The organism is Pseudomonas sp. GG8 (genome assembly GCF_052976945.1).
On the sequence record NZ_JBRIIP010000001.1, the window covers coordinates 3,349,265 to 3,373,171 of the forward strand.

At 60.1% G+C, this 23,907-nt stretch carries 20 protein-coding genes; 13 read left to right on the top strand and 7 right to left on the bottom strand.

Features of this window, described 5'->3' with window-relative positions:
* Positions 1–27 precede the first annotated feature (27 nt).
* On the bottom strand, positions 28–1,167 hold the full coding sequence (locus ACVBEG_RS16225; RefSeq protein WP_447108055.1) for a glycerate kinase: 1,140 nt from the start codon (positions 1,165–1,167) through the stop codon (positions 28–30).
* 118 nt (positions 1,168–1,285) lie between these two features.
* On the bottom strand, positions 1,286–2,389 hold the full coding sequence (locus tag ACVBEG_RS16230) for a sugar diacid recognition domain-containing protein (RefSeq protein ID WP_322178564.1): 1,104 nt from the start codon (positions 2,387–2,389) through the stop codon (positions 1,286–1,288).
* Positions 2,390–2,617: 228 nt separating this feature from the next.
* On the opposite strand from ACVBEG_RS16230, the gene ACVBEG_RS16235 reads away from it, so the two are divergent.
* Together ACVBEG_RS16235 and ACVBEG_RS16240 are read left to right on the top strand one after the other, a co-directional pair.
* A complete protein-coding gene (locus ACVBEG_RS16235) occupies positions 2,618–3,271 on the top strand; it encodes a DUF1345 domain-containing protein (protein WP_322178563.1) in 654 nt (217 codons plus the stop codon).
* 87 nt (positions 3,272–3,358) lie between these two features.
* Positions 3,359–4,324 carry a D-2-hydroxyacid dehydrogenase family protein gene (locus ACVBEG_RS16240; protein ID WP_330200867.1) on the top strand — a complete coding sequence of 322 codons (966 nt, stop codon included), beginning with the start codon at positions 3,359–3,361 and terminating at the stop codon, positions 4,322–4,324.
* Positions 4,325–4,355: 31 nt separating this feature from the next.
* On the opposite strand, the gene ACVBEG_RS16245 is transcribed toward ACVBEG_RS16240, so the two are convergent.
* Positions 4,356–4,838 carry a GNAT family N-acetyltransferase gene (locus tag ACVBEG_RS16245; protein WP_322178561.1) on the bottom strand — a complete coding sequence of 161 codons (483 nt, stop codon included), beginning with the start codon at positions 4,836–4,838 and terminating at the stop codon, positions 4,356–4,358.
* Positions 4,839–4,990: 152 nt separating this feature from the next.
* Between ACVBEG_RS16245 and ACVBEG_RS16250 the strand changes: the two genes are divergently transcribed.
* Both ACVBEG_RS16250 and ACVBEG_RS16255 read left to right on the top strand, forming a co-directional pair.
* Positions 4,991–5,893 (top strand): formate/nitrite transporter family protein, encoded by a 903-nt coding sequence (locus ACVBEG_RS16250; protein WP_322178560.1) that lies wholly within the window; start codon positions 4,991–4,993, stop codon positions 5,891–5,893.
* Between the two features lie 324 nt (positions 5,894–6,217).
* Positions 6,218–7,435, top strand: coding sequence for an MFS transporter (locus tag ACVBEG_RS16255; protein WP_447108056.1), 1,218 nt, complete (start codon positions 6,218–6,220; stop codon positions 7,433–7,435).
* 97 nt (positions 7,436–7,532) lie between these two features.
* On the opposite strand, the gene lpdA is transcribed toward ACVBEG_RS16255, so the two are convergent.
* The 4 genes from lpdA to ACVBEG_RS16275 are packed head-to-tail and all read right to left on the bottom strand — an operon-like array spanning position 7,533 to position 12,509.
* Complete coding sequence (lpdA, locus tag ACVBEG_RS16260; RefSeq protein ID WP_322178558.1) at positions 7,533–8,924, bottom strand: dihydrolipoyl dehydrogenase; 1,392 nt, start codon at positions 8,922–8,924, stop codon at positions 7,533–7,535.
* A 2-nt stretch (positions 8,925–8,926) separates the two neighbouring features.
* Positions 8,927–10,216, bottom strand: coding sequence for a dihydrolipoamide acetyltransferase family protein (locus ACVBEG_RS16265; RefSeq protein ID WP_322178557.1), 1,290 nt, complete (start codon positions 10,214–10,216; stop codon positions 8,927–8,929).
* Entirely contained in the window at positions 10,217–11,275 is a 1,059-nt protein-coding gene (locus ACVBEG_RS16270; protein ID WP_322178556.1) for an alpha-ketoacid dehydrogenase subunit beta, read from the bottom strand.
* A gap of 1 nt (position 11,276) precedes the next feature.
* Positions 11,277–12,509, bottom strand: a complete 1,233-nt coding sequence (locus ACVBEG_RS16275) for a 3-methyl-2-oxobutanoate dehydrogenase (2-methylpropanoyl-transferring) subunit alpha (RefSeq protein ID WP_322178555.1) — start codon at positions 12,507–12,509, stop codon at positions 11,277–11,279.
* 209 nt (positions 12,510–12,718) lie between these two features.
* Between ACVBEG_RS16275 and bkdR the strand changes: the two genes are divergently transcribed.
* From bkdR to cybH, 9 genes are all read left to right on the top strand, one after another.
* Positions 12,719–13,207 carry a Bkd operon transcriptional regulator BkdR gene (bkdR, locus tag ACVBEG_RS16280; RefSeq protein WP_322178554.1) on the top strand — a complete coding sequence of 163 codons (489 nt, stop codon included), beginning with the start codon at positions 12,719–12,721 and terminating at the stop codon, positions 13,205–13,207.
* A 139-nt stretch (positions 13,208–13,346) separates the two neighbouring features.
* Entirely contained in the window at positions 13,347–14,810 is a 1,464-nt protein-coding gene (locus ACVBEG_RS16285) for a sigma-54-dependent transcriptional regulator (protein WP_322178553.1), read from the top strand.
* Positions 14,810–15,817 (top strand): NADH-quinone oxidoreductase subunit B family protein, encoded by a 1,008-nt coding sequence (locus ACVBEG_RS16290; protein ID WP_322178552.1) that lies wholly within the window; start codon positions 14,810–14,812, stop codon positions 15,815–15,817. Before ACVBEG_RS16285 ends, ACVBEG_RS16290 begins: the two co-directional genes overlap by 1 nt.
* A gap of 9 nt (positions 15,818–15,826) precedes the next feature.
* Positions 15,827–17,284, top strand: coding sequence for a nickel-dependent hydrogenase large subunit (locus ACVBEG_RS16295; protein ID WP_447108057.1), 1,458 nt, complete (start codon positions 15,827–15,829; stop codon positions 17,282–17,284).
* A gap of 14 nt (positions 17,285–17,298) precedes the next feature.
* A complete protein-coding gene (locus ACVBEG_RS16300; protein WP_322178550.1) occupies positions 17,299–18,624 on the top strand; it encodes a PAS domain-containing sensor histidine kinase in 1,326 nt (441 codons plus the stop codon).
* 179 nt (positions 18,625–18,803) lie between these two features.
* Positions 18,804–19,874, top strand: a complete 1,071-nt coding sequence (locus ACVBEG_RS16305) for a HoxN/HupN/NixA family nickel/cobalt transporter (protein WP_322178549.1) — start codon at positions 18,804–18,806, stop codon at positions 19,872–19,874.
* A 316-nt stretch (positions 19,875–20,190) separates the two neighbouring features.
* On the top strand, positions 20,191–21,294 hold the full coding sequence (locus tag ACVBEG_RS16310; protein WP_257604422.1) for a hydrogenase small subunit: 1,104 nt from the start codon (positions 20,191–20,193) through the stop codon (positions 21,292–21,294).
* A 6-nt stretch (positions 21,295–21,300) separates the two neighbouring features.
* Positions 21,301–23,157: a nickel-dependent hydrogenase large subunit gene (locus ACVBEG_RS16315; protein WP_219063220.1), complete on the top strand. Its 1,857-nt coding sequence runs from the start codon at positions 21,301–21,303 to the stop codon at positions 23,155–23,157.
* A 56-nt stretch (positions 23,158–23,213) separates the two neighbouring features.
* Entirely contained in the window at positions 23,214–23,897 is a 684-nt protein-coding gene (gene cybH, locus ACVBEG_RS16320) for a Ni/Fe-hydrogenase, b-type cytochrome subunit (protein WP_447108058.1), read from the top strand.
* The last annotated feature ends 10 nt before the right edge of the window (positions 23,898–23,907 follow it).

Genomic DNA, 23,907 nt, shown 5'->3' on the forward strand with positions numbered 1-23,907 from the left:
CGAACTCGGTCGGGGAAGGAACACGCATCAGCGCGACGCAGCCAGCCGCCAGACCCGGGCCAGATCACGGGCTCGATCGTGCAACAAGCTCGCGGCGTTGCGACAGGCATAACCGAGCGTCATTGGACCGCTGGTCAACGCAAACGCCGCACTGATGCCATGCGCGTACAGGTCGGCATAGCCCTCACCCAACGTCCCTGCCAACACGATCACCGGCACCCCCTTGCGCCGGGCAATGCGGGCGACACCGAACGGGGTTTTGCCACGCAACGTCTGGGCATCAAAACAGCCCTCACCGGTAATCACCAAATCGGCACCGTCCAGTGCATAGGCCAGGCCCACAAGGTCGGCCACCACCTCTACGCCAGGGTGAAAAGTCGCGTTCAGGTAAGCCTTGGCAGCGAAGCCCACGCCTCCGGCCGCCCCGCAACCGGGTTGGTCGCGCACGTCATAACCCAGCACCAGGGCCGAATGATCGGCGAAATGCCCCAACGCGGCGTCCAGCTCCAGAACTTGCTGCGGGGATGCCCCCTTTTGTGGGCCAAAAATATGAGAGGCACCCTGCAGACCGCACAATGGGTTGTCGACATCCGCCGCAACCTCAAAGCGCACGTCGCGCAAACGTGCATCAAGACCGTCCAGTTCGATCCGTTGTACCTGCGCCAAAGCCTGACCATTCGGTATCAGAGGCTGATCATTACCGTCTAGAAAACGCACACCCAACGCCGACAGCATGCCACTGCCCGCATCATTGGTCGCGCTGCCGCCAATCGCCAGGATGATACGTTGCGCGCCAGCGTCCAGCGCCGCACGAATCAACTCGCCCGTGCCATACGTGCTACTCAGGCAAGCGTCCCTTTGCTCAAGGGTCAGTAACTGCAAGCCGCTGGCCATGGCCATTTCAATGATTGCGGTCCTGGTCTGCTCCAGCCAGCCCCACTGAGCCTCGACCGCAACGCCCAACGGTCCGCTGACAGTGGCGCTCATCCACTGCCCATCACAGGCGGCCAGAACTGCTTCGATGGTGCCCTCACCGCCATCGGCCATCGGGCATTGAACCAACTCGGCGTCAGGCCAGACTTCGGCCAGGCCCCCGGCAATAGCATTGGCGACAGCCTGGGCACTCAGGCTGTCCTTGAAAGAGTCGGGTGCGATGACGATTTTCATGAGGGGCTCCTATCCGTAATGAGTAGATGGTCTCACCCTAACCGACGTTTTCCGCCTGACCTTCGCCCAAGAAACATGGGCAGTTATTGGTCATTAGACCAAAACAACATACTGGATTTTAGTCCGCAGTGATTCGAGGCGTCATTTGTACGCCCAGATACAGGCGCAACAAGTCGTCAGTTTTGTAGGGGTCGCAACCGCTGAGCTCCGCGACCTTTTCCAGTCGATAACGCAGGCTGTTGCGGTGAATGCCCAGCGCGTCTGCACAGGCCTGACTTTCGCCGCTGTAGTCGAACCAGCTGCGCAGGGTTTCCAGCAACTGCCCGCTGTTGCTTTCTTGCAGCCGGATGATCGGGGCGGCCACGCCTTGGGCGAGCCAATCGTTGCGATAACGCCAGAACAGCACGGCCGGACGATGAACGGCCAGACGCAACAGCCGCCGCTGCGGATGGACATGGCGGGCGTAATCGAGCAAATCACGCCCCGCAGCACAGGCCTGTTGCAACGTCGCCAGATCGGCCGATTGCTCGACCGTGACCATCCGCACCACGGGCCAGCCCTGCTCGTCGAACTGCTCCAGCAGCAGCGTATCGTCGCGTTCCTTGCCTGCGGCGCGGCACCAGTGCAACAACGTCGGCTCGCGCACCACACACCAACTATGGGCATAACGGGCGTTCAACCAAGTGGCAATCTGGCTGGCCGCAGGCGTTTGCGCAGGCAGCTCGATCAATACCGACTGACGCGGCAATTGCGGTTGCAGCCCCAAATGCTCGGCTTCGTCGACCTGGCTGTCGGGGCAGTCGACCAGCAACAACCGCGAAAGCAGGTCCTCGCTGCGCTGATGCCTCCACTGTTGATCCGCCTGCTGGCGCCGGTGCTCCATGAGCATCTCGGCGGTCATCTTCACCAGCTCGCCATAGACCCGGACCTCGTCCGGCTCACCGGTAATCCCCAGTACGCCCATCAATTTCTGGTCAAGCATCAGCGGCAGATTGACCCCCGGACGCACACCATTCAGATGCTTGGCCGTCTGCGAATCAATCTCCACCACCCGGCTGTTGGCCAACACCAACTGAGCACCTTCATGCCGGGTATACAACCGATCAGCCTCGCCACTACCAATAATGATGCCCAGACAGTCCATCACATTGACGTTGCACGGCAGGATCGCCATGGCACGGTCGACGATGTCCTGCGCAAGGTCGTGATCAAGAGCAAACATGGTGGACTCCGGAGAAGGTGGGTTGCGGTGAAGGTGTTTATAGAAACACTTTTAAATTAGATGGTGAGGAGTCTGCCTGGTTCGGTAAGTTGCAGAGCCTATAAGTTGCAAGTGCGGTAAGGCTATTCCCAACGTGGCGCGCGGCGCGGAATCACTTCCGCGCCGTTTTTTCTTCTGGCGCAGAGGCCGTGCTAAGGTTCGCCAAGACTCTGACCACGATGCCCTCAAATGCCCCATCTCGCCCACACCCACCCTCGCCTGACCGCTGCGGCACTGCTCGGTTGTGTCGGTGGTTTTCTTTCCAGCTACGTTGTTCCCGATCTCGCGCCCACCACCCAAATATTGATTGGCTGGAACGTTGGGGTGTGGACCTACCTGATCCTGATGATCTGGCTGACGTTTCGCGCACAAGCCGAGGACGTCAAACGCTTCGCTATGATCGAGGACGAAAATGCCGGACTGGTGTTGGCGACAGTATGCGTGGCGGCGATTGCCAGCCTTGCAGCGATTACCCTGGAACTGGCTGGCAGTAAAGACCTGAGCGTCCACATCAGGTTGCTGCATTACGGTTTTACCGGCCTGACCATTGTCGGTTCCTGGCTGCTCACCGGTGTAATATTCAGCCTGCATTACGCTCGCCTGTTCTACACCGCCACTACCAGTAAACCCCCTCTGCGCTTCGCCGATGGCGAGAAGAACCCGAACTATTGGGACTTTCTTTACTTCTCATTCACCATCAGTGTCGCGGTACAGACAGCAGACGTAGGGGTCGCAAGCCGAGACCTGCGCAAAACCGTACTGGCCCAATCACTGATTGGTTTTGTGTTCAACACCGCGATCCTGGGGTTCTCGATCAACATCGCTGCGGGGCTGTTTGGTTGAGCGGGACCCTGCTTCAATCGCAATCTACCTGGCGGCACTGTTAGTCTCACGAATAATTTCACTGTGTTTTTGGCGAGGAAAACCACAATGGCTGAACATTCCCTCTTACAGATCGCCGTGCTCGATGACTGGCAGTCGGTGGCGAGTAACGTGGTGGACTGGACCGTTCTCGACCTGATCGGCGAAGTCAGTTTTCTGCACGAGTTCCCGGCAGATACCGCCAGCATGGTGGCGCGCCTGGAGTCGTTTGACGTGGTGTGTGTCATGCGTGAGCGCACCCTGTTCAACGAAGCCTTATTGAGCCAGTTGCCGCGCCTGAAATTGTTGGTCACCGGTGGCATGCGCAATGCCGCAATCGACCTTCCGGCGGCTGCACGACTAGGCATTCAGGTGTGCGGCACTGACAGCTACAAGCATGCCGCCCCGGAAATGACCTGGGCCTTGATCATGGGAATTACCCGCAATCTGGTGGGCGAAGCCAACTCATTGCGCGACGGCGGCTGGCAGATCGGCCTGGGCGGCGATTTATACGGCAAGACCTTGGGGATTCTCGGTCTGGGCAGCATTGGTAATTGGATTGCACGCTATGGCCAGGCCTTTGGCATGCGGGTGATCGCCTGGAGCGAAAACCTCACGCCCGAGCGTGCCGCGGAATCGGGCGTGACGTACGTCAGCAAGCAAGCGCTGTTTGAACAGGCGGATGTATTGTCGGTGCACCTGGTGCTCAGCGACCGCAGTCGCGGGATGGTCGATGCACAGGCACTGAGCTGGATGAAGCCCTCCGCGTACCTGATCAACACCGCACGCGGCCCGATCATCGACGAAGCGGCATTGATCAATGCACTGCAACAACGCCGAATCGCCGGAGCGGCTCTGGATGTCTACGAACCTGAACCCCTGCCCGCTGACCATCCATTCCGGCACATGGACAACGTGCTGGCGACACCACACATCGGTTATGTCACCGAGAACAACTACCGGACATTCTTCAGCCAAATGATCGAAGACATCCAGGCATGGCACGGTGGCACACCGAGTCGGGTGCTTGGCTGATCATGACCGGCGGGGCAAGCGTGCGCAGCACCTACTCGCCTAACGCAAAGCTCTTCAGGGTTTCGCCGTCCAGCCGGTAGCGCACCCACTCATCCTGCGGCGCGGCGCCGATGGCTTTATAAAAATCGATAGCCGGTGTGTTCCAGTCCAGCACGCTCCATTCGAAACGACCACAACCGCTGTCGTATGCCAGCTTCGCCAGATGCCGGAGCATTTTCTTGCCCGCCCCGCCGCCGCGATGGCTGGCCGAGATGAACAGGTCTTCCAGGTACAAACCCTTGCGCCCCTGCCAGGTGGAATAGCTCAAGAAGTACACGGCGAAACCAATCGGTTCATCATTCTGCAGGCAGATCAGCGCCCGTGCTGGCGACGGCTCGTCAAACAGGCTGCGCTCGATGTCCGCCACACTGGCCAACACTTCATGCTCGGCCTTTTCGTAGATCGCCAGTTCGGTGATAAAACCCAGAATAACCCTGGCATCGGCCCTGGTCGCTTCGCGGATATGGATGCTCACGGTCACGCTCCTGAATTTGAACGGTTTTACTTAACGAAATGCTCTCACCCCGGAGGGCGAACGCTCAGCAGCGAATTGTGTCTCAACCATCAGTGCCGTGCAGCATTCGATGCACGACTTAGCGACATTACTAAATTCGACCCGAGGCGCTTATGGACAGTGAAAAAGATGGCAAGACCCCTGGTCTGTCCGCTGAAGAAGAAAGAGAGGTCGACAAAAACCAGCCCCCACGTGCCGCCGTGCTGCACGAAACCATTCGCCTCCAGGGTGATCAGGAGCTTGAGCGCAGCATCGCCGCTCTTTGGTGGTCGGCCCTCGCTGCTGGTCTGACCATGGGCTTATCGCTGATGGCCATGGGCCTGCTCGATGCTCGACTGCCCGAAGGCGATACCAGCAAAGTAATCGCCAGCCTGGGTTATTCGGCGGGGTTTCTTGCGGTAATTCTGGCACGTCAGCAGTTGTTCACCGAAAACACCCTGACCGCCGTGCTGCCGGTGATGACCAAACCAACGCTGGGCAACTTCGGCCGGCTCTTGCGTTTGTGGGGCGTGGTATTGATCGGCAACCTGACCGGCACCCTGTTGGTGGCCTACGTCATGCTGCACTTGCCGATTTTCGATGCAAAAACCGATGCAGCGTTTCTCGATATTGGCCGTAAGGTCATGGAAAACAACGTCAGCCAGATGTTCTCCAAGGGCATCATTTCCGGCTGGATGATCGCCACCATGGTCTGGATGATCCCGTCCATGGAGAGCGCAAAAATCTGGATCATCCTCCTCATCACCTACCTGATGGCGCTGGGCGATTTCACCCACATCGTCGTCGGTTCGGCCGAGGTTTCATACCTGGTGTTCGCCGGCCAACTGCCGTGGAAAGACTTCTGGCTGACCTTTGCCGGGCCGACCCTGGCTGGCAACATTATCGGCGGCAGTTTTATTTTCGCCCTGATCAGCCATGCCCAAATCCGCAGCGAAAGCGGTCCACCCAAGCAACGAGGAAGCAAGGACCTGGGTCAGCCTGACAAACACAAGAATGAAGAGATAAAGCGCGGATAAGAGCGCGCGCCTATCTGGAAACGGAGCGTCGCGCCTCAACGCCGCCAACGGAAAACTGTTCGGCAAAGGCGGCGCGGCGGAGCTGTTGGGGCTTAAACCTACAACCCTGGCTTCAAGGTTGAAGCGGTTGGACATTGAGTTGGAAGGCGGAAATAAAGGGTAAGCACCCCATCATTATTTTCAGGAATAGTCGCTATCACCCTCACCCCCCTTCTCACCTCGCGGCAGAACAATTAGCCTGCGCGCAATCTATTACCAGACAGCCTTTCGCGCGCATGTTGCAGGCGTGTTTGGTTCACTTGTCCGCCCGAGAACGCTTTTCTTATGAGTACCACGACCCAAACCCGCCACGCCGAGGCCCCCACTATGACGCGAGGCATGGTAATGCTGTTCGCGTTTTGCTGTGGCGCTATTGTCGGCAATATCTATTACGCCCAGCCAATCATCGAGCTGATTGCGCCCGACATCGGCCTGTCCAGCACCATGGCCAGCGTGATCGTGTCGCTGACTCAGATCGGCTACGCGCTTGGGCTGTTCTTCCTAGTGCCGTTGGGCGACCTGCTGGAGAACCGACGGTTGATGATCATGACCTCCCTGTTGGCCATCATCAGCTTGTTGGGCGCAGCGTTCAGTCAACAACCGAATGTGTTTTTGCTCGCGTCGTTGTTGGTGGGGTTCAGTTCAGTGTCGGTGCAAATCCTGATTCCGCTGGCGGCGCATCTAGCACCTGAGGAATCTCGGGGGCGGGTCGTTGGCGGGATCATGGGCGGGTTACTGCTGGGGATTCTGCTGGCACGGCCACTGTCCAGCGTGATCGCCGACCACTTCGGCTGGCGCGCGGTGTTTGTCTCGGCATCGGTACTAATGATGATCATCAGTGTGGTGCTTGCCACCACCATGCCCAAACGCCAACCTGACCATAGCGCCTCGTACGGGCAACTGCTGTTTTCACTGTGGACCTTGCTGCGTACGCAACCAGTTTTACGTCAGCGGGCGTTCTACCAAGGGCTGATGTTTGCTGCGTTCAGCTTGTTCTGGACCGCCGTACCGCTGGAGCTGGCACGCAACCATGGCCTGTCGCAGACACAGATCGCCTTGTTCGCGCTGGTCGGTGCCATCGGCGCGATCGCAGCGCCCATCAGTGGGCGTCTGGCCGATGCCGGACACACCCGCATTGCCAGCCTCGGGGCATTGGTTCTGGCTGCGTTGAGTTTCTTGCCGGCGCTGATTCACCCGATTTACAGCGTGATCGGACTGGCCGTGACCGGTGTGGTCCTGGACTTCTGCGTGCAGATGAACATGGTGTTGGGGCAGCGTGCGGTCTACGCCCTGGATGCCGCCAGCCGCAGCCGCCTGAATGCGCTGTACATGACCAGTATTTTCATCGGAGGGGCCTTCGGTTCGGCGATTGCCAGCGTGCTGTATGACCACGGCGGCTGGCTGTGGATCGTCGTTGCTGGCAGCGCGTTCCCGGTGGTAGCGCTGCTCAGTTTCCTGAAAAACGCGTCAGGCGAACGGCGCGACGCTGTCATCGCTGGCTGATCAGCGCATTGACCCGTCCGGAACATGAGGGGCGCCCGGCTCGAATGCCTTCGCGCACTACACTGCGCGTGCCGGGGTGCCCCACAGGTTCAGATCGTCAGAGATGCAACGCATGCCCCAGCGCACGTAGCGCCGCTTCCTGAACCGCTTCGCCGAGTGTCGGGTGGGCGTGGATGGTGCCTGCGATGTCTTCCAGGCGAGCGCCCATTTCCAGGGATTGGGCAAAGGCCGTAGACAGTTCCGACACGCCGACCCCGACGGCTTGCCAGCCGAGAATCAGGTGATTGTCACTTCGCGCGACCACCCGCACGAAACCGCTTTTCGATTCCAGGGTCATCGCCCGGCCGTTGGCAGCGAACGGGAAGTTGGCGACCAGCACGTCCAGTCCTTCGGCCTTGGCCTCCTGAGGCGTCTTGCCGACCACCACCAGCTCCGGGTCGGTAAAGCACACGGCGGCAATCGCCAGCGGATTGAACTCTCGGTGTTTGCCCGCGACCAGCTCCGCGACCATTTCGCCTTGAGCCATGGCGCGGTGAGCGAGCATCGGCTCCCCCGCCAAGTCGCCAATGGCCCAGACATTACGCATGCTGGTCTGACAACGCTCGTCGATCTTGATCGCCGCGCCGTTCATGTCCAACGCCAGGGCTTCAAGGTTCCAGCCTTGGGTGTGCGGACGACGACCGACAGCGACCAACACCTGATCAGCTTCCAGCTCGAGGGTCTCGCCCTCTGGATTACGCACCTGCAAGGTCTGCGTGACGGGGTCGAAACCTTCGACGCTGTGTTGCAGGTACAGCTTCACACCCAGGGTTTTCAGGGTCTCGGCAATCGGCTGGGTCAGTTCCTGATCGTAAGCCGGCAAGATCCGGTCGCGAGCCTCGACCACGCTGACGTCCGCGCCCAGCTTGCTGTAGGCAATGCCCAACTCCAGGCCAATATAACCGGCACCGACCACGATCAAACGCTTGGGGATGGCGCTGGGTGTCAGCGCTTCAGTGGACGAAATGATCGGCCCACCGAGGGGCAGCATCGGCAGATTGACCGAGGTCGATCCGGTGGCCAGCAGCAGGTGCTCGCACTGAATACGCATGCCAGCGCCTTCAACCTCGACGGTCTTGCCGTCAATGATCCGCGCCCAGCCGTGAATGACCTGAACCTTGTTTTTCTTCAGCAACGCCGCGACGCCCGAGGTCAAGCGGTCAACGATGCCGTTCTTCCAGTTCACGCTTTGGCCAATGTCCAGGGTGGGCGGCTGGACACTGATACCCAGCGCCGAGCCTTGACTGAAGCGCGTGGTCTGATGGAACTGTTCCGCGACGTGGATCAGCGCCTTGGACGGTATGCAGCCGACGTTCAGGCAGGTGCCACCCAGTGTCTGGCCTTCGATCAAAATAGTCGGTATGCCCAACTGCCCGGCACGGATCGCCGCGACATAACCGCCGGGGCCGCCGCCGATGATCAGCAAGGTGGTGCTCAGAGTCTGCTGCATGATTACTCCACAAACAGGGTGGCGGGTTGTTCGAGCAAGCCGCGAATGGCCTGGATGAATTGCGCCGCGTCCATGCCATCGACCACGCGATGGTCGAAGGAGCTGGAGAGATTCATCATTTTTCGAATCACGATCTGGCCTTTAATCACCATCGGCCGCTCGACGATGCGATTGACCCCGACGATGGCCACTTCCGGCAGATTAAGTACCGGCGTACTGACAATGCCGCCCAATGCGCCGAGGCTGGTCAAGGTAATCGTGGAGCCGGACATCTCGTCGCGACTGGCTTTGCCTGTACGTGCAGCGCTGGCGAGCCGGGAGATCTCCTCAGCGTTGGCCCACAGACTGCGGGCTTCGGCGTGACGGATTACCGGCACCATCAGACCGTTATCGCTTTGGGTCGCAACACCGACATGCACCGCGCCGTGACGAGTGATGATTTGCGCTTCATCGTCGTAGCGAGCGTTGATCTGCGGGAAGTCGCGCAGAGCCACCACCATCGCGCGTACAAGAAATGGCAACAGCGTCAGTTTGCCGCGACTGGCGCCCCATTTTTCGTTGAGGTGGACACGCAGTTCTTCGAGCGCGGTGACGTCCACTTCTTCGACATAACTGAAGTGCGCCGCACGGCGGGTGGCGTCTTGCATGCGTTGGGCGATTTTGCGTCGCAAGCCGATCACTGGGATCTGCTGTTCGTCATTGCGCTCGGCGTAAGCGGCTGCGGGGGCTGCACTGGCCTGCTGGCTCTGCTCGATATACGCGTCCAGATCTTCATGCCGAATAATGCCGGCCGGACCACTGCCCTGCACAAAACGCAATTCAATACCGGCATCCAGGGCACGCTTGCGCACGGCTGGCGAGGCTAACGGACGATCATTGGCCTGCCGAGTAGACCGGGCTTCCAGCGAGCGTTTTACACCGGGGACAGGCGCGGCTTGAGGTTTGGCTTCAGCCACGACGCTGACATCGACCTTGGGCGGGGCGACAAGCACGGGCTCACGGGCGGATTCGGCCACGGCACCCGAGGCGGTCTCCTTGAGGTTACCGGCGCCTTCGACTTCGATCCGAATCAGCTCACTGCCTACGGCCATGACTTCACCGGGCTGCCCGCCGAGGGCGATCACCTTGCCATGTACCGGGGACGGGATATCGACCATCGCCTTGTCGGTCATGACATCGGCCAGCACCTGGTCTTCAACGACCATATCGCCGACCTTGACGTGCCACTGAGACAATTCAACTTCTGCAATGCCTTCACCAATGTCCGGCATTTTAATAACGTGCGTGCCCATTCAGACCTCCATGACCCGTTTCAAAGCCGCACCCACTCGGGATGGACCGGGGAAATACGCCCACTCTTGAGCATGAGGATAAGGGGTATCCCATCCGGTGACGCGCTCGATAGGTGCTTCCAGATAGTGGAAGCAGTGTTCTTGCACCAACGCCACCAGTTCAGCGCCAAAGCCGCAGGTGCGCGTGGCTTCGTGAACCACCACACAGCGACCGGTTTTCTTCACCGAATTGACAATGGTTTCCAGGTCCAGCGGCCAGAGGCTGCGCAGATCGATGACTTCAGCGTCAATGCCGGTTTCCTCGGCCGCCACTTGAGACACATACACAGTGGTGCCATAGGTCAGCACGGTGACGTCGTTGCCGGGGCGGGCAATCGCCGCCACGTCCAGCGGCACTTTGTAATAACCGTCAGGCACGGCACTCGCCGGGTGTTTCGACCACGGCGTTACCGGGCGGTCGTGGTGACCATCGAACGGGCCGTTATACAGGCGTTTGGGTTCAAGAAAAATCACCGGATCATCATTCTCGATGGAGGCGATCAACAGGCCCTTGGCGTCATAGGGGTTGGACGGCATGACCGTGCGCAAACCGCAGACTTGGGTGAACATCGCCTCAATGCTTTGGCTGTGAGTCTGACCGCCATAAATGCCGCCACCGCAGGGCATGCGCAGGGTCAATGGGGCGGTGAACTCGCCGGCCGAGCGATAGCGCAAACGTGCGGCTTCAGAAATGATCTGATCCGACGCCGGGTAAACGTAATCGGCGAACTGAATCTCGACCACTGGCCGCAATCCGTAAGCCCCCATGCCCACCGCGACGCCGACGATCCCGCTTTCGGAGATCGGCGCATCGAACACTCGCGAGGTGCCATATTTGCCTTGCAGGCCTTCGGTGCAGCGAAAAACGCCGCCGAAATAGCCCACGTCCTGGCCGAACACAACCACGTTATTGTCACGCTCAAGCATGATGTCCATGGCCGAGCGCAAGGCCTGGATCATGGTCATGGTGGTTGTGGTCATGGCGGTTTCCAACTGAATATTATTGTTGTGATCGTTCATGTCAGATCCCCAGTTGCTGGCGCTGCAGGCGTAGGTGCTCCGGCATCTCTTTATAGACGTCTTCGAAGATGGTCGCGGCGCTGGGCATTTGCCCGCCCGCCAAGGTGCCGTAGCGTTCGGCTTCTTTCTGCGCAGCGATGATTTCGGCTTCGAGCTCGGCGCTGGTGGCCGCGTGCTCCTCTTCGGACCATTGGCCGATGCGGATCAGGTGTTGCTTGAGGCGCATGATCGGGTCGCCCAACGGGAAGTGACTCCAGTCATCGGCCGGACGGTATTTGGACGGATCATCCGACGTCGAGTGCGGGCCGGCACGGTAGGTCACCCACTCGATCAGAGTCGGGCCCAGGTTGCGTCGTGCGCGTTCAGCCGCCCAGGCCGAGGCCGCGTAGACCGCCACGAAATCGTTGCCATCCACCCGCAACGAGGCAATACCGCAGCCCACACCGCGACCGGCAAAAGTCGTTGCTTCGCCGCCGGCAATGGCCTGGAAGGTAGAGATGGCCCATTGATTGTTGACCACGTTGAGGATTACTGGCGCACGGTAGACGTGGGCGAACGTGAGGGCGGTGTGGAAATCCGATTCGGCGGTGGCGCCATCGCCGATCCAGGCCGACGCGATTTTAGTATCGCCCTTGATCGCCGACGCCATGCCCCAGCCAACCGCCTGGACGAATTGGGTGGCCAGATTGCCGGAGATGGAGAAAAATCCGAAGTCACGTACTGAGTACATGATCGGCAGCTGCCGTCCTTTGAGGGGGTCGCGTTCGTTGGACAGCAGTTGGCAAATCAGATCCACCAACGGCACTTCGCGGGCCATCAGGATGCTTTGCTGACGATAGGTTGGAAAACACATGTCGGTTACGTTCAATGCCAAAGCCTGGGCGCTGCCAATGGCCTCTTCGCCAAGACTCTGCATGTAGAACGACATTTTCTTCTGGCGCTGGGCAACGACCATGCGGTTGTCGAAAATCCGCGTCTTGAGCATGGCACGCATGCCTTTACGCAGGATTTCGACAGAAACGCCTTCAGCCCATGGGCCGAGTGCCTGACCTTGATCGTCGAGCACCCGAATCAGGCCTTTGGCGAGGTCAGCGGTATCGGACGGTTCGACATCAATCGGGGGCTTGCGGACGAGACCGGCATCGTTCAGATGCAGGTACGAAAAATCGGTTTTACAGCCTGGACGGCCAGAAGGTTCAGGAACGTGCAGGCGCAGGGGTTCGTATTCGTTCATGGGCTTTCTCTACGCTCGCTTTTGTCATGTGTTTTTGTTGGGCGCTGGAGCTTGTTCAATCATTGGACGCCGATATCCCCTTTGGAAAATCTTGTCCTACACAAATCATAGGCCTGAGCGTGGAGAATATTTTTCTCAACTTCGTTGCGTGCAGAGCCATTTAAAGATATTTATTCTGAATAAATAGAATAAACAGGCGTATTTGTCTCATGAGAAAGCTTGATCGTACTGACATAGGGATTCTCAACAGTCTTCAAGAGAATGCCAGAATCACCAATGCCGACCTCGCACGCTCCGTCAATCTCTCCCCTACCCCCTGCTTCAATCGGGTCAAGGCGATGGAAGACCTGGGGCTCATCCGGCAACAAGTCACCCTGCTGGACCCGGAACTATTAGGACTGCACGTCAACGTGTTTATCCATGTCAGCCTGGAAAAGCAGGTTGAGGAAGCCTTGCACGAGTTCGAAGAGGCCATCGCCAATCGTCCCGAAGTGATGGAGTGCTATTTGATGGCGGGCGACCCAGATTATTTGATCCGGGTGCTGGTGCCGACCATTCAGGCACTGGAGCGTTTTTTGCTGGATTTCCTGACCAAAGTGCCAGGAGTGGCCAACATTCGCTCCAACTTCGCGCTCAAGCAGGTGCGCTACAAAACGGCGTTGCCATTGCCAGCCAATGGGCTGAGTCTGGAGCGTTAGTGAGCTTGGTACGGACGCTTGTCAGCGTCTGACCCGCTGCAAACGAACCGCCCGTCAGCCACGGCCGTGTTACTATCGCCCCTCATTCGCAGCCGTCTGGCATCGTCGTGAAATCTTCTCTTCTCTTCTTTTTTTGCCCATGACCTCGACGTCCGATACCCAACCCGACTTGCCGACAATTCTTGTTGTCGATGACGAGTTGCGCTCGCGGGAGTCGCTGTGTCGGGTGCTGAATCAAGAGTTTGAAGTGCTCCTGGCCGACTCGGCGATCGAGGCCCGCAAGCTGCTCGAAGAGCACCCGGTCTCGGTGATTATCTGCGACCAGCGCATGCCCGGCATGAGTGGCATCGAGTTCCTCCAGGAAGCTCGCGAGCGCTGGCCGGAAGTCGTGCGTATTGTTCTTTCCGGCTACACCGATTCGGAAGACATCATCAACGGCATCAACCTCGCCGGGATCTATCAGTATCTGCTCAAACCCTGGTTACCGGAGCACTTGCTGAGCACCGTACGCAACGCGGTGGAAAGCCAGGCCCTACAAAATCATATGCAACGACTGGATCTGGAGCTGCGCGCCGGCACGCCAGTGTTGCGACGGCGCAACCAGGAGACCCTTTCCAGGGTCCGTGAAACCTTCGACTTTTCACGCATTGTGCGCGCCGTTGGCGGACCGCTGGATGCGCTCTGTGAAATGGCCGCGCGCGTTGCCCGCTACGACCTTCCAGTGCTGCTGCTGGGTGAGTCGGGCACCGGCAAGGAACTGCTCGCTCGCGGCATTCACTATGCCAGCCCGCGAGCGGCCAACGCGTTTGTCATGGAGAACTGCGCGGCGCTGCCCGACACCCTGCTTGAGTCCGAGCTTTTCGGTCACAAGCGTGGCGCCTTCACCGGCGCCCACCAGGATCACATCGGCCTGTTCCAGAGGGCAAACGGCGGCACCCTGCTGCTCGACGAGATCGGTGATACTTCACCGGCGTTTCAGGTCAAGTTATTGCGGGTTCTGCAAGAAGGCGAGCTGCGTCCGGTCGGCGCGTCCAGCACAGTTCGAGTCGACGTTCGGGTCATTGCCGCGACCCACCGCGACCTTGAAGAGGACGTGCGCGCCGGACGTTTCCGTAGCGATCTTTATTACCGGCTGGCGGGCGTCAGCCTGGCGCTGCCGCCACTGCGCGAACGCAGCGCTGACGTATTACCGATTGCCAACAAGTTGCTGGATGACGCCCGCCAGGAACTCGATTTACCCGAATTGAACTTCGCCAACGATGCCTTGGCCAGCCTGATCGGCTATTCCTGGCCCGGTAATATCCGCGAACTGCGCAACGAGATTTACCGCGCCGCCGCCTTGTCCGATGGCGCGCAAATCAACGCGCGGGCCTTCTCCTGGCGCGTATTGCAAGGCCAGGCCAGACTTGCCCTGTCCACCAGTACACCGACCTCAAGCCCAAGCGGGACACTGCAAGAGCAACTCGACGCCATTGAGGCAACCCTGTTAAAAGAGTCGCTGTTGCGTCATCGCTGGAACAAGACCCACGCGGCCCGTGAGTTGGGCCTGTCCCGCGTAGGCTTGCGGCAGAAACTGCGCCGCTTCGGTTTGGAGGAGTCCTGATGAAAGACAACGCGTTCAACGTGCTTTGGCTGCAATCGGGTGGCTGTGGGGGCTGCACGATGTCGCTGCTGTGCGCCGACACTCAGGACTTCGCAGGCATGTGGCGCAGTGCCGGAATCGAACTGCTCTGGCACCCGTCGCTGTCGCTGGAAACCGGCGACGAAATGGTCAGTATCCTCAACGACTGCTTGCAGGGACGTACCCGTCTCGACGCGCTGTGTATCGAAGGCTCCATGCTTCGCGGCCCCAACGGCACCGGGCGCTTTCACATGCTGGCCGGCACGGGTCGGGCAATGATCGACTGGGTTCGGGACCTGGCCGAAGTAGCCGAATACACGTTGGGCATCGGTACCTGCGCCGCGTATGGCGGCATCACCGCTGCCGGTAATAACCCGACGGACGCCTGCGGCTTGCAATACGACGGCCATCGCCTGGGCGGCTTGCTGGGTGCCGATTACCGTTCACGTCGCGGCCTGCCGGTGATCAACGTTGCCGGATGCCCGACTCACCCTGGCTGGGTCACCGACACCCTCATGTCACTGGCCGCCGGCCTGTTCGCCGAGCCCGACCTGGACATCCTGGGGCGGCCGCGCTTCTACGCCGATCAGTTGGTTCACCACGGCTGCACGCGTAACGAGTTCTACGAATACAAGGCCAGCGCCGAGAAACCTTCGGACCTCGGCTGCATGATGGAAAACCTCGGCTGCAAGGGCACCCAGGCCCACGCTGATTGCAATACGCGCTTGTGGAACGGCGAAGGCTCCTGCACCCGTGGCGGCTATGCCTGCATCAACTGCACCGCCCCTGGTTTCGAAGAACCGGGGCATGCGTTCAACCTCACGCCCAAGGTGGCAGGCATTCCCATCGGCCTGCCAACCGACATGCCCAAAGCCTGGTTTGTCGCCCTGTCAGCGCTGTCCAAATCGGCAACGCCCAAGCGGGTCAAGCAGAACGCCACGTCCGACCATCAACTCATCGCGCCCGTTGTGCTTATCCCACGGCGTTAGGAAAGCCTTATGTCACGTCTGGTGGTGGGTCCTTTCAATCGTGTCGAAGGTGACCTCGAAGTGCAGCTTGAGGTGGAAGACGGCCGCGTGCGTTCGGCGCAGGTCAACGCCACCATGTTTCGCGGCTTCGAGCAAATACTGCTACAACACGCCCCGCTTGATGCGCTGGTCTATGCCCCACGTATCTGTGGGATTTGCTCGGTATCGCAGTCGATTGCCGCCGCCCGTGCACTGGCCTCACTGGCTGGCGTGCAACCGCCTGACAACGGTCTGCTGACGATTAATCTCATGGCGGCGACAGAGAACCTCGCTGACCACCTGACTCATTTCTATTTATTTTTCATGCCCGACTTCGTGCGCCCGGCGTATGCAGAACGACCGTGGTACGCGGCGGCTCAGGCGCGCTTTACGCCGGGCCAGGGCAGCCAGCAACGTCTGGCGGTGTCCGCCCGCAAACGCTGGCTGGATCTGATCGGCACCCTGGGCGGAAAGTGGCCGCACACGGGCTCCATCCAGCCCGGCGGCTCGACCCGTGCCATTGATGCGGCCGAACGCCTGCGTTTGCTGACACGGGTGCGCGAGTTCCGCCAATTTCTCGAAACCGAGCTGTTCGCCACCCCACTGGAGCGCATCGTCGGGCTTGGCAGCGAAAACGAACTTTGGGCCTGGCAGGCAGAAGCGCCAGGCCAAGGCGATCTGCGCCAGTTCCTCGATATCACGCTGGACAGCGGTCTGGAGCATCTCGGTCCGGGACCGGGGCTCTACCTGTCCTATGGCGCCTATCCGCAGCCCGACGGACATATGGTGTTCCCACAAGGCCTGTGGAACGCTGCTACGCAGCGGGTAGAAAGCCTGGAGCTGGCGGATATCAGCGAGGACGCCGCCCACGCCTGGCTGGATGACAGCGGCGGCCCGCTGCATCCGGCCCAAGGCCAAACCGAGCCGCTGGCAGAAAAACTTGCCGCCTATACCTGGAACAAGGCCCCACGACTGGCAGGCGCCGTGCTCGAAACCGGCGCCTTGGCCCGTCAACTGATCGCGGGTCAACCGTTGCTGCGCGACGCTGTCGCCCGCTGCGGGGCAACCGTCTACACCCGTGTACTGGCTCGGCTGGTGGAACTGGCCCGTGTAGTGCCGCTGATGGAGCAGTGGCTGATGGCCCTGCGCCCCGGCGAACCCTATTATCGCGCCGCAGAACTGCCCGACAACGGCAGCGCCGTGGGCCTCACTGAAGCGGCGCGCGGCGCCCTCGGCCATTGGCTTCGGGTCGAGCACGGACGCATCGCCAGCTACCAGATCATCGCGCCGACCACCTGGAATTTTTCCCCGCGTGACGCTCAGGGTCGACCCGGTGCACTGGAGCAAGCCCTGGAGGGCGCACCCGTGCTGCCCGGCGAGAAAACGCCGGTTGCGGTGCAGCATATCGTTCGTTCTTTCGACCCGTGCATGGTTTGCACGGTGCATTGAACCTGGAGAACGTCATGGCGCGCAAAGCAGCGCCCGGCAACCTCGACGAGGACGCCTGGCTGGAAGTGATCGGCAAGATGGATGAAGTCTATTCACAGCTGGTGCAGGACGAAATCGCCCTGGAAGAAAAAAATGCCGAGCTGGAGCAGTCGCAGCAATTCATCGCCGGGCTGCTGTCGTCCATGTCCGACGTGCTACTGGCCTGCGACCCGGACGGACGCATCGAAGAATCCAACAATGCCCTGCGCACGCTGGTAGGACGCGACGAACAGACACTCCTCGGCAGCCCGGTCTACGCCTTGCTGGCCGACGCGCGAAGTGACGAACAGCTGCGCAAGACATTGGCCGGCCTGCGCAGACCCAATGCCAGCGCCAGCCTCGAACTGAATTTCAAAGACGGCCTCGGCGCGCCGGTGCCAGTGGATATCAGTTGCACCGTGCGCAGTACTGGCAACGGACGCTGCATCGGTCACGTGCTGGTGGGGCGCCCGCTGGGTGAGCTGAAACACGCCTACCGCCAGTTGCACGAAGCCCACGAAGCCCTTAAGCGCACCCAGCAACAACTGCTGCATGCGGAGAAAATGGCCTCCCTCGGTCGGTTGGTCGCCGGGGTCGCCCACGAACTGAACAACCCGATCAGCTTCGTACTCGCCAATGCCCATGTTCTGGGGGGTTACCGAGAGCGTCTTGAGCAGTATCTGGAGGCGGTCAACGCCGACGAACCACGGGAAATACGTGAAGCCCTGCGCCGACAGTTGCGCATTGACCCACTGCTGGCCGACCTGCCGTCGCTGATCGAAGGTACGCTGGAAGGCGCGCAACGGACCGCCGACATTGTCAGCGCGCTGAAGCGCTTTTCGGCGGTGGATCGCGAGACGCTGGGCGAGGTTGCGCTGAACGAAGTAATCGAGCGGGCCATTCACTGGATCACCCGCGGCATCGCACCAGATCTGCGCGTGCACTGGCACCCCGAAGGTGCACCTTGTGTGCACGGCAACAGCGGGCAGTTGCTGCAAGTGCTGATGAACCTGATGCAAAACGCCTACGACGCCGCCCAGGCTGCCGAGCGCGAAACACCGGAAGTGTGGATAAGCGTCGAACAGGAACCCGGCTGGGTCACCCTGCGCCTGCGCGACAACGGCAGCGGCATTGCCGCAGAACATCTGACCCAAGTGTTCGACCCCTTCTTCAGCACCAAACCGGTTGGCAAGGGCACAGGCCTGGGGCTGTCGATCAGCTACAGCATTGTCGAACGCTGCGGTGGCCGTCTGATCGCAGGCAATCATCCTAAAGGCGGGGCCGAGTTCACCCTGATCATCCCCAGCCAGTCCGCTGACTAAGCACAGACGCGCCTAGCGCCACTGCAAAGCGAGTATCCGTTTACCCACGAACAGTGCAAGAACAGTGTCCAGCGCACGGCACACAAACACGGCTGCAGCGCGTTCGAACAGGGCTGGCACAGGGTTTGTATGACATTCTCTTTGATTTCCAGCCAGCCCCCCTTCCTTGCGGAGTACCCATGCCTGTATCCAACGCCGCCGGAACCGCCAAAAGCGCGGCACCTTTGATCTTCAAGCGCCACGTGGTGATGATTTTCGGTGGCCTGCTCGCCGTCAATCTTATGGCCTGGCTCTGGGCCTTCATTGCCTTCCGCGACTACCCGTTGCTGCTCGGCACCGCGTTCCTCGCCTACAGCTTCGGCCTGCGTCATGCCGTCGATGCGGACCATATCGCCGCCATCGATAATGTCACTCGCAAGCTGATTCAAGAGGGTCAACAGACCGCCACCGTGGGCCTGTTCTTTTCCTTGGGACACAGCACCATCGTGATCCTCGCGACCTTGGTCATCGCCTTGACCGCCTCGACGTTCAAGGCGGACATTGAGGCGTTCCACGGTATCGGTGGCCTGATTGGCACCTCGGTTTCCGCCGTCTTCCTTCTATTGGTGGCGCTGATAAACCTGATCATCCTGCGCTCGGTGTACCTGGCTTTTCGCCGGGTTCGGCGCGGCGAGCGGGTCGGCGAACAAGAGATGAATGCAATGCTGGCGGGCGGCGGCCTGATTGCGCGACTGGTACGCCCACTGTTCGGCCTGATCAGCCGCAGCTGGCACCTTTACCCACTAGGCTTTCTGTTTGGCCTGGGCTTCGATACCGCCACGGAAATAGGTTTGCTGGGCATTTCAGCGGCACAGGCTTCGCAGGACTTGCCCATCTGGTCGATCCTGGTCTTCCCCGCGCTGTTCACCGCTGGCATGGCGCTGGTCGATACCGCCGACAGCGTGATGATGACCGGCGCCTACCACTGGGCTCTGATCAAACCTGCGCGCAAGCTCTACTACAACCTGACCATCACCTCGGTCTCGGTGTTGGTGGCGCTGCTGGTGGGTGGCCTGGAAGTGCTGCACCTGATTGCCTCGCGCCTGGGTCTGGAAGGTGGCGCATGGGACGTTATCGCGTCCCTGAACGACGACTTCGGCTTGATCGGCTACCTGATCATCGGGCTCTTCATCCTCACGTGGACCCTCTCCCTGCTGTTCTACCGTCTTAAAGGCTACGACCGGCTGGACCTCGACTACCCTGCGGCTTAAAGCGGGTCCCCGCCTGACAAACAGGTCGGAGCCTTCGGGGCAGCGTTGGCTGAGCGACAGCGCTGCCCTCACCGATCAGCCCGTTACCAGTAAAGAAGACCAGTGGAAACCAAGTATCCACTACTGCGCGTTCGACCCTAAAGCGCAACGCTCGAATACGATTAAAAACTCCTTAAAAAACAACCGCATACATGAAATTAAGCGCTACCCGGCAAGACCGCGACGAAATGGCACAGGTCTTGTAGTTACCAGGCATTACTTTCAGTACGTGGCGTGCAACCCCACTCGAAGAATATTCCTGGGGAGGAGAAAACAGGTGACCGAAACATTTTATGAAGTGATGCGCAGACAGGGCATCTCACGTCGGAGCTTTCTCAAGTTCTGCTCCCTAACCGCGACGTCACTGGGGCTCGGCCCGGCGTTCATGCCCAAAATCGCCTGGGCGATGGAGAACAAGCCGCGCACGCCGGTGCTCTGGCTGCATGGCCTGGAATGCACCTGTTGTTCCGAGTCGTTCATCCGCTCCGCGCACCCGCTGGCCAAGGACGTGGTGCTGTCGATGATCTCCCTGGATTACGACGACACCCTGATGGCTGCGGCCGGGCACCAGGCCGAAGCCATCCTCGACGAGGTCATGACCAAATACAAAGGCAACTACATCCTCGCCGTTGAGGGCAACCCGCCGCTGAATCAGGACGGCATGAGCTGCATCATCGGTGGCAAGCCGTTCATCGAACAATTGAAGCGCGTTTCCCGCGATGCCAAGGCGATCATTTCCTGGGGCTCCTGCGCCAGTTGGGGCTGCGTGCAAGCGGCCAAACCCAACCCGACCCAAGCGGTGCCGATCCACAAGGTCATCACCGACAAACCGATTATCAAAGTGCCGGGTTGCCCGCCGATCGCCGAAGTCATGACCGGGGTGATCACCTACATGCTGACCTTCGACCGTTTGCCTGAACTGGACCGTCAGGGTCGGCCGAAAATGTTTTACAGCCAGCGTATCCACGACAAGTGCTATCGCCGTCCGAACTTCGACGCCGGCCAGTTCGTCGAGGCCTGGGACGATGATGCCGCACGCAAGGGCTACTGCCTTTACAAAGTAGGCTGCAAGGGCCCGACCACCTACAACGCCTGCTCGACCGTGCGCTGGAATGGCGGCACCAGCTTCCCGATTCAATCCGGGCACGGCTGTATTGGCTGTTCCGAGGAAGGGTTCTGGGACAAAGGTTCGTTCTACCAACACCTGACTGACGTCAACGCCTTTGGTGTGGAGGCCAATGCCGATCAAATCGGTCTTGCCGCAGGTGTCACGGTCGGCGCTGCGGTCACTGCCCATGCCGCAGTGACCGCCCTCAAACGCGCCAGCAACGGCAAAACGCCCACTGCACCGCATGACGCCCCAGCGACAAGACAGGAATAACCATCGATGAGCAACTATTCGACCCAGGGTTTCGACCTGAACAACACTGGCCGACGCATCGTCGTTGACCCTGTCACTCGCATCGAAGGCCACATGCGCGTAGAGGTCAACCTCGACGCCAACAACATCATTCGCAACGCGGTCTCCACCGGCACCATGTGGCGCGGCCTCGAAGTGATTCTCAAGGGCCGCGACCCGCGTGACGCCTGGGCGTTCGTCGAGCGCATCTGCGGCGTGTGCACCGGCTGCCACGCGCTGGCCTCGGTACGTTCAGTCGAAGATGCACTGGGCATCCGCATTCCGCCGAACGCGCACCTGATCCGCGAAATGATGGCCAAGACCCTGCAGATCCACGACCACGCAGTGCACTTCTATCACCTGCATGCGCTGGATTGGGTTGACGTGGTGTCCGCACTCAAGGCGGACCCCAAGCGTACTTCGGAATTGCAGCAACAGGTCTCGCCGTCTCACCCGTTGTCGTCGCCCGGCTATTTCCGCGACGTACAGAATCGGCTGAAGAAGTTTTTCGAAAGCGGCCAACTCGGGCCGTTCATGAATGGCTATTGGGGCAACCCTGCCTACCAATTGCCGCCGGAAGCCAACCTGATGGCGGTCACCCATTACCTCGAAGCCCTCGACCTGCAAAAAGAATGGGTGAAGATCCACACCATTTTCGGTGGCAAGAACCCGCACCCGAACTACCTGGTGGGCGGCGTGCCCTGCGCGATCAATATCGACGGCGATCTAGCCGCCGGTGCCCCGCTGAACATGGAACGGCTGAACTTCGTCCGCGCCCGCATCGATGAAGCGCTGACCTTCTGCCGCAACGTTTATGTACCGGACGTGCTGGCCATCGGCACCATCTACAAACAGAAAGGCTGGCTGCATGGCGGCGGTCTGGCCGCGACCAACGTGATGGACTATGGCACTTACGCCAAGGTCAATTACGACGACAGTACCAACCAGTTGCCGGGCGGCGCGATTCTCAATGGCAACTGGGACGAGATCCTTCCGGTTGATCCTCGCGATCCGGAGCAAGTGCAGGAGTTCGTCACCCACTCTTGGTACAACTACCCGGACAACGATAAAGGCCTGCACCCGTGGGACGGCATCACCGAGGCCAATTACGAGTTGGGTGCGAAGACCAAGGGCACTCGCACCGCCATCGAAGAAGTCGACGAAAGCGCGAAATACTCTTGGGTCAAATCGCCTCGCTGGCGTGGGCATGCCATGGAGGTCGGGCCACTGGCTCGCTACATCCTTGGGTATGCCCACGCACTCAAAGGCAACCCGCACTGTCAGCGAGTCAAAGAGCAACTTGAGGGCGCGTTGCAGGCGGTCAACCACAGCCTGCCCAAGACCCTCGGCATGCCTGAGACCGACTACAGCGCCAAGATATTGTTGCCGAGTACCATCGGCCGCACCCTGACCCGCGCGCTGGAGGCCGAATACTGCGCGGAGATGATGGTCGACGACTGGAACGAGCTGATGACCAACATCCGCAACGGCGACCGTTCCACCGCCAACGTCGAGAAATGGGACCCTGCCACCTGGCCGTCCGAAGCCAAAGGTGTCGGCATCGTCGCCGCACCGCGTGGCGCGCTGGGCCACTGGATACGCATCAAGGACGGTCGCATCGAAAACTACCAGTGCGTCGTGCCGAGCACCTGGAACGGCAGCCCGCGTGACGCCAAGGGACAGATCGGGGCTTTCGAAGCCGCCTTGATGAACACCCCCGTGGCCATTCCCGATCAGCCGGTGGAAATCCTGCGCACCCTGCACTCCTTCGACCCTTGCATGGCCTGCGCGACCCACGTGATGAGCGAGGACGGCGCAGAGCTGAGCACCGTCAAGGTGAGCTGAGTAATCAAGGCATCCGGCAGGTGCGAAAAGGCACCTGCCCTTCCAAAGGTGAAGATATGACCCTCCAGACCGAAACACCCATAGGCCTGCCGGAGTACGTTTACGAGGCACCGGTGCGCCTGTGGCATTGGATCAACGCCGCCTGCATTCTGGTACTGGCGGTAACCGGGTACTTGATCGGCTCCCCATTGGCCACCCAGCCAGGCGAGGCCAGCGCACACTTCCTGATGGGCTACATCCGTTTTGCGCACTTCAGCGCAGGGTATGTGTTTGCCATCGGTATCCTGGGCCGCGCCTATTGGGCGCTGGTGGGCAACCATCACGCCCGCGAGCTGTTCTCGGTTCCGGTGTTGAGCAAAGCCTACTGGACCGATTTCCTCAGTTGGCTGCGCTATTACCTGTTCATTGGCCCTACGCCGGAGCCCACATTCGGGCACAACCCACTGTCGCGCTTCGCGATGTTTTTCGTCTTCCTGCTGAGCTCGCTGTTCATGGTGCTGACCGGTTTCGCCCTCTACGGCGAAGGCTCGCAAATGGGCTCATGGCAGGAACGAATGTTCGGCTGGGTACTGCCACTGCTAGGGCAATCCCAACAAGTCCACACCCTGCATCACGTGGGCATGTGGGTCATCGTGGTGTTCATCATCCTGCATGTGTACGCCGCTGTGCGCGAAGAAATCAACGGTCGCCTCAGCCTGATCGGCGGGATGATCTCCGGCTACAAGACCTTCAAAAAATGAACACACCGAC

What these genes read in the sequence shown, in the direction of transcription:
- ACVBEG_RS16225 (WP_447108055.1), bottom strand. Translation starts at nt 1,167, where the DNA reads ATGAAAATCGTCATCGCACCCGACTCTTTCAAGGACAGCCTGAGTGCC.
- ACVBEG_RS16230 (WP_322178564.1), bottom strand. Translation starts at nt 2,389, where the DNA reads ATGTTTGCTCTTGATCACGACCTTGCGCAGGACATCGTCGACCGTGCC.
- ACVBEG_RS16235 (WP_322178563.1), top strand. Translation starts at nt 2,618, where the DNA reads ATGCCCCATCTCGCCCACACCCACCCTCGCCTGACCGCTGCGGCACTG.
- ACVBEG_RS16240 (WP_330200867.1), top strand. Translation starts at nt 3,359, where the DNA reads ATGGCTGAACATTCCCTCTTACAGATCGCCGTGCTCGATGACTGGCAG.
- ACVBEG_RS16250 (WP_322178560.1), top strand. Translation starts at nt 4,991, where the DNA reads ATGGACAGTGAAAAAGATGGCAAGACCCCTGGTCTGTCCGCTGAAGAA.
- ACVBEG_RS16255 (WP_447108056.1), top strand. Translation starts at nt 6,218, where the DNA reads ATGAGTACCACGACCCAAACCCGCCACGCCGAGGCCCCCACTATGACG.
- lpdA (WP_322178558.1), bottom strand. Translation starts at nt 8,924, where the DNA reads ATGCAGCAGACTCTGAGCACCACCTTGCTGATCATCGGCGGCGGCCCC.
- ACVBEG_RS16265 (WP_322178557.1), bottom strand. Translation starts at nt 10,216, where the DNA reads ATGGGCACGCACGTTATTAAAATGCCGGACATTGGTGAAGGCATTGCA.
- ACVBEG_RS16270 (WP_322178556.1), bottom strand. Translation starts at nt 11,275, where the DNA reads ATGAACGATCACAACAATAATATTCAGTTGGAAACCGCCATGACCACA.
- ACVBEG_RS16275 (WP_322178555.1), bottom strand. Translation starts at nt 12,509, where the DNA reads ATGAACGAATACGAACCCCTGCGCCTGCACGTTCCTGAACCTTCTGGC.
- bkdR (WP_322178554.1), top strand. Translation starts at nt 12,719, where the DNA reads ATGAGAAAGCTTGATCGTACTGACATAGGGATTCTCAACAGTCTTCAA.
- ACVBEG_RS16285 (WP_322178553.1), top strand. Translation starts at nt 13,347, where the DNA reads ATGACCTCGACGTCCGATACCCAACCCGACTTGCCGACAATTCTTGTT.
- ACVBEG_RS16290 (WP_322178552.1), top strand. Translation starts at nt 14,810, where the DNA reads ATGAAAGACAACGCGTTCAACGTGCTTTGGCTGCAATCGGGTGGCTGT.
- ACVBEG_RS16295 (WP_447108057.1), top strand. Translation starts at nt 15,827, where the DNA reads ATGTCACGTCTGGTGGTGGGTCCTTTCAATCGTGTCGAAGGTGACCTC.
- ACVBEG_RS16300 (WP_322178550.1), top strand. Translation starts at nt 17,299, where the DNA reads ATGGCGCGCAAAGCAGCGCCCGGCAACCTCGACGAGGACGCCTGGCTG.
- ACVBEG_RS16305 (WP_322178549.1), top strand. Translation starts at nt 18,804, where the DNA reads ATGCCTGTATCCAACGCCGCCGGAACCGCCAAAAGCGCGGCACCTTTG.
- ACVBEG_RS16315 (WP_219063220.1), top strand. Translation starts at nt 21,301, where the DNA reads ATGAGCAACTATTCGACCCAGGGTTTCGACCTGAACAACACTGGCCGA.
- cybH (WP_447108058.1), top strand. Translation starts at nt 23,214, where the DNA reads ATGACCCTCCAGACCGAAACACCCATAGGCCTGCCGGAGTACGTTTAC.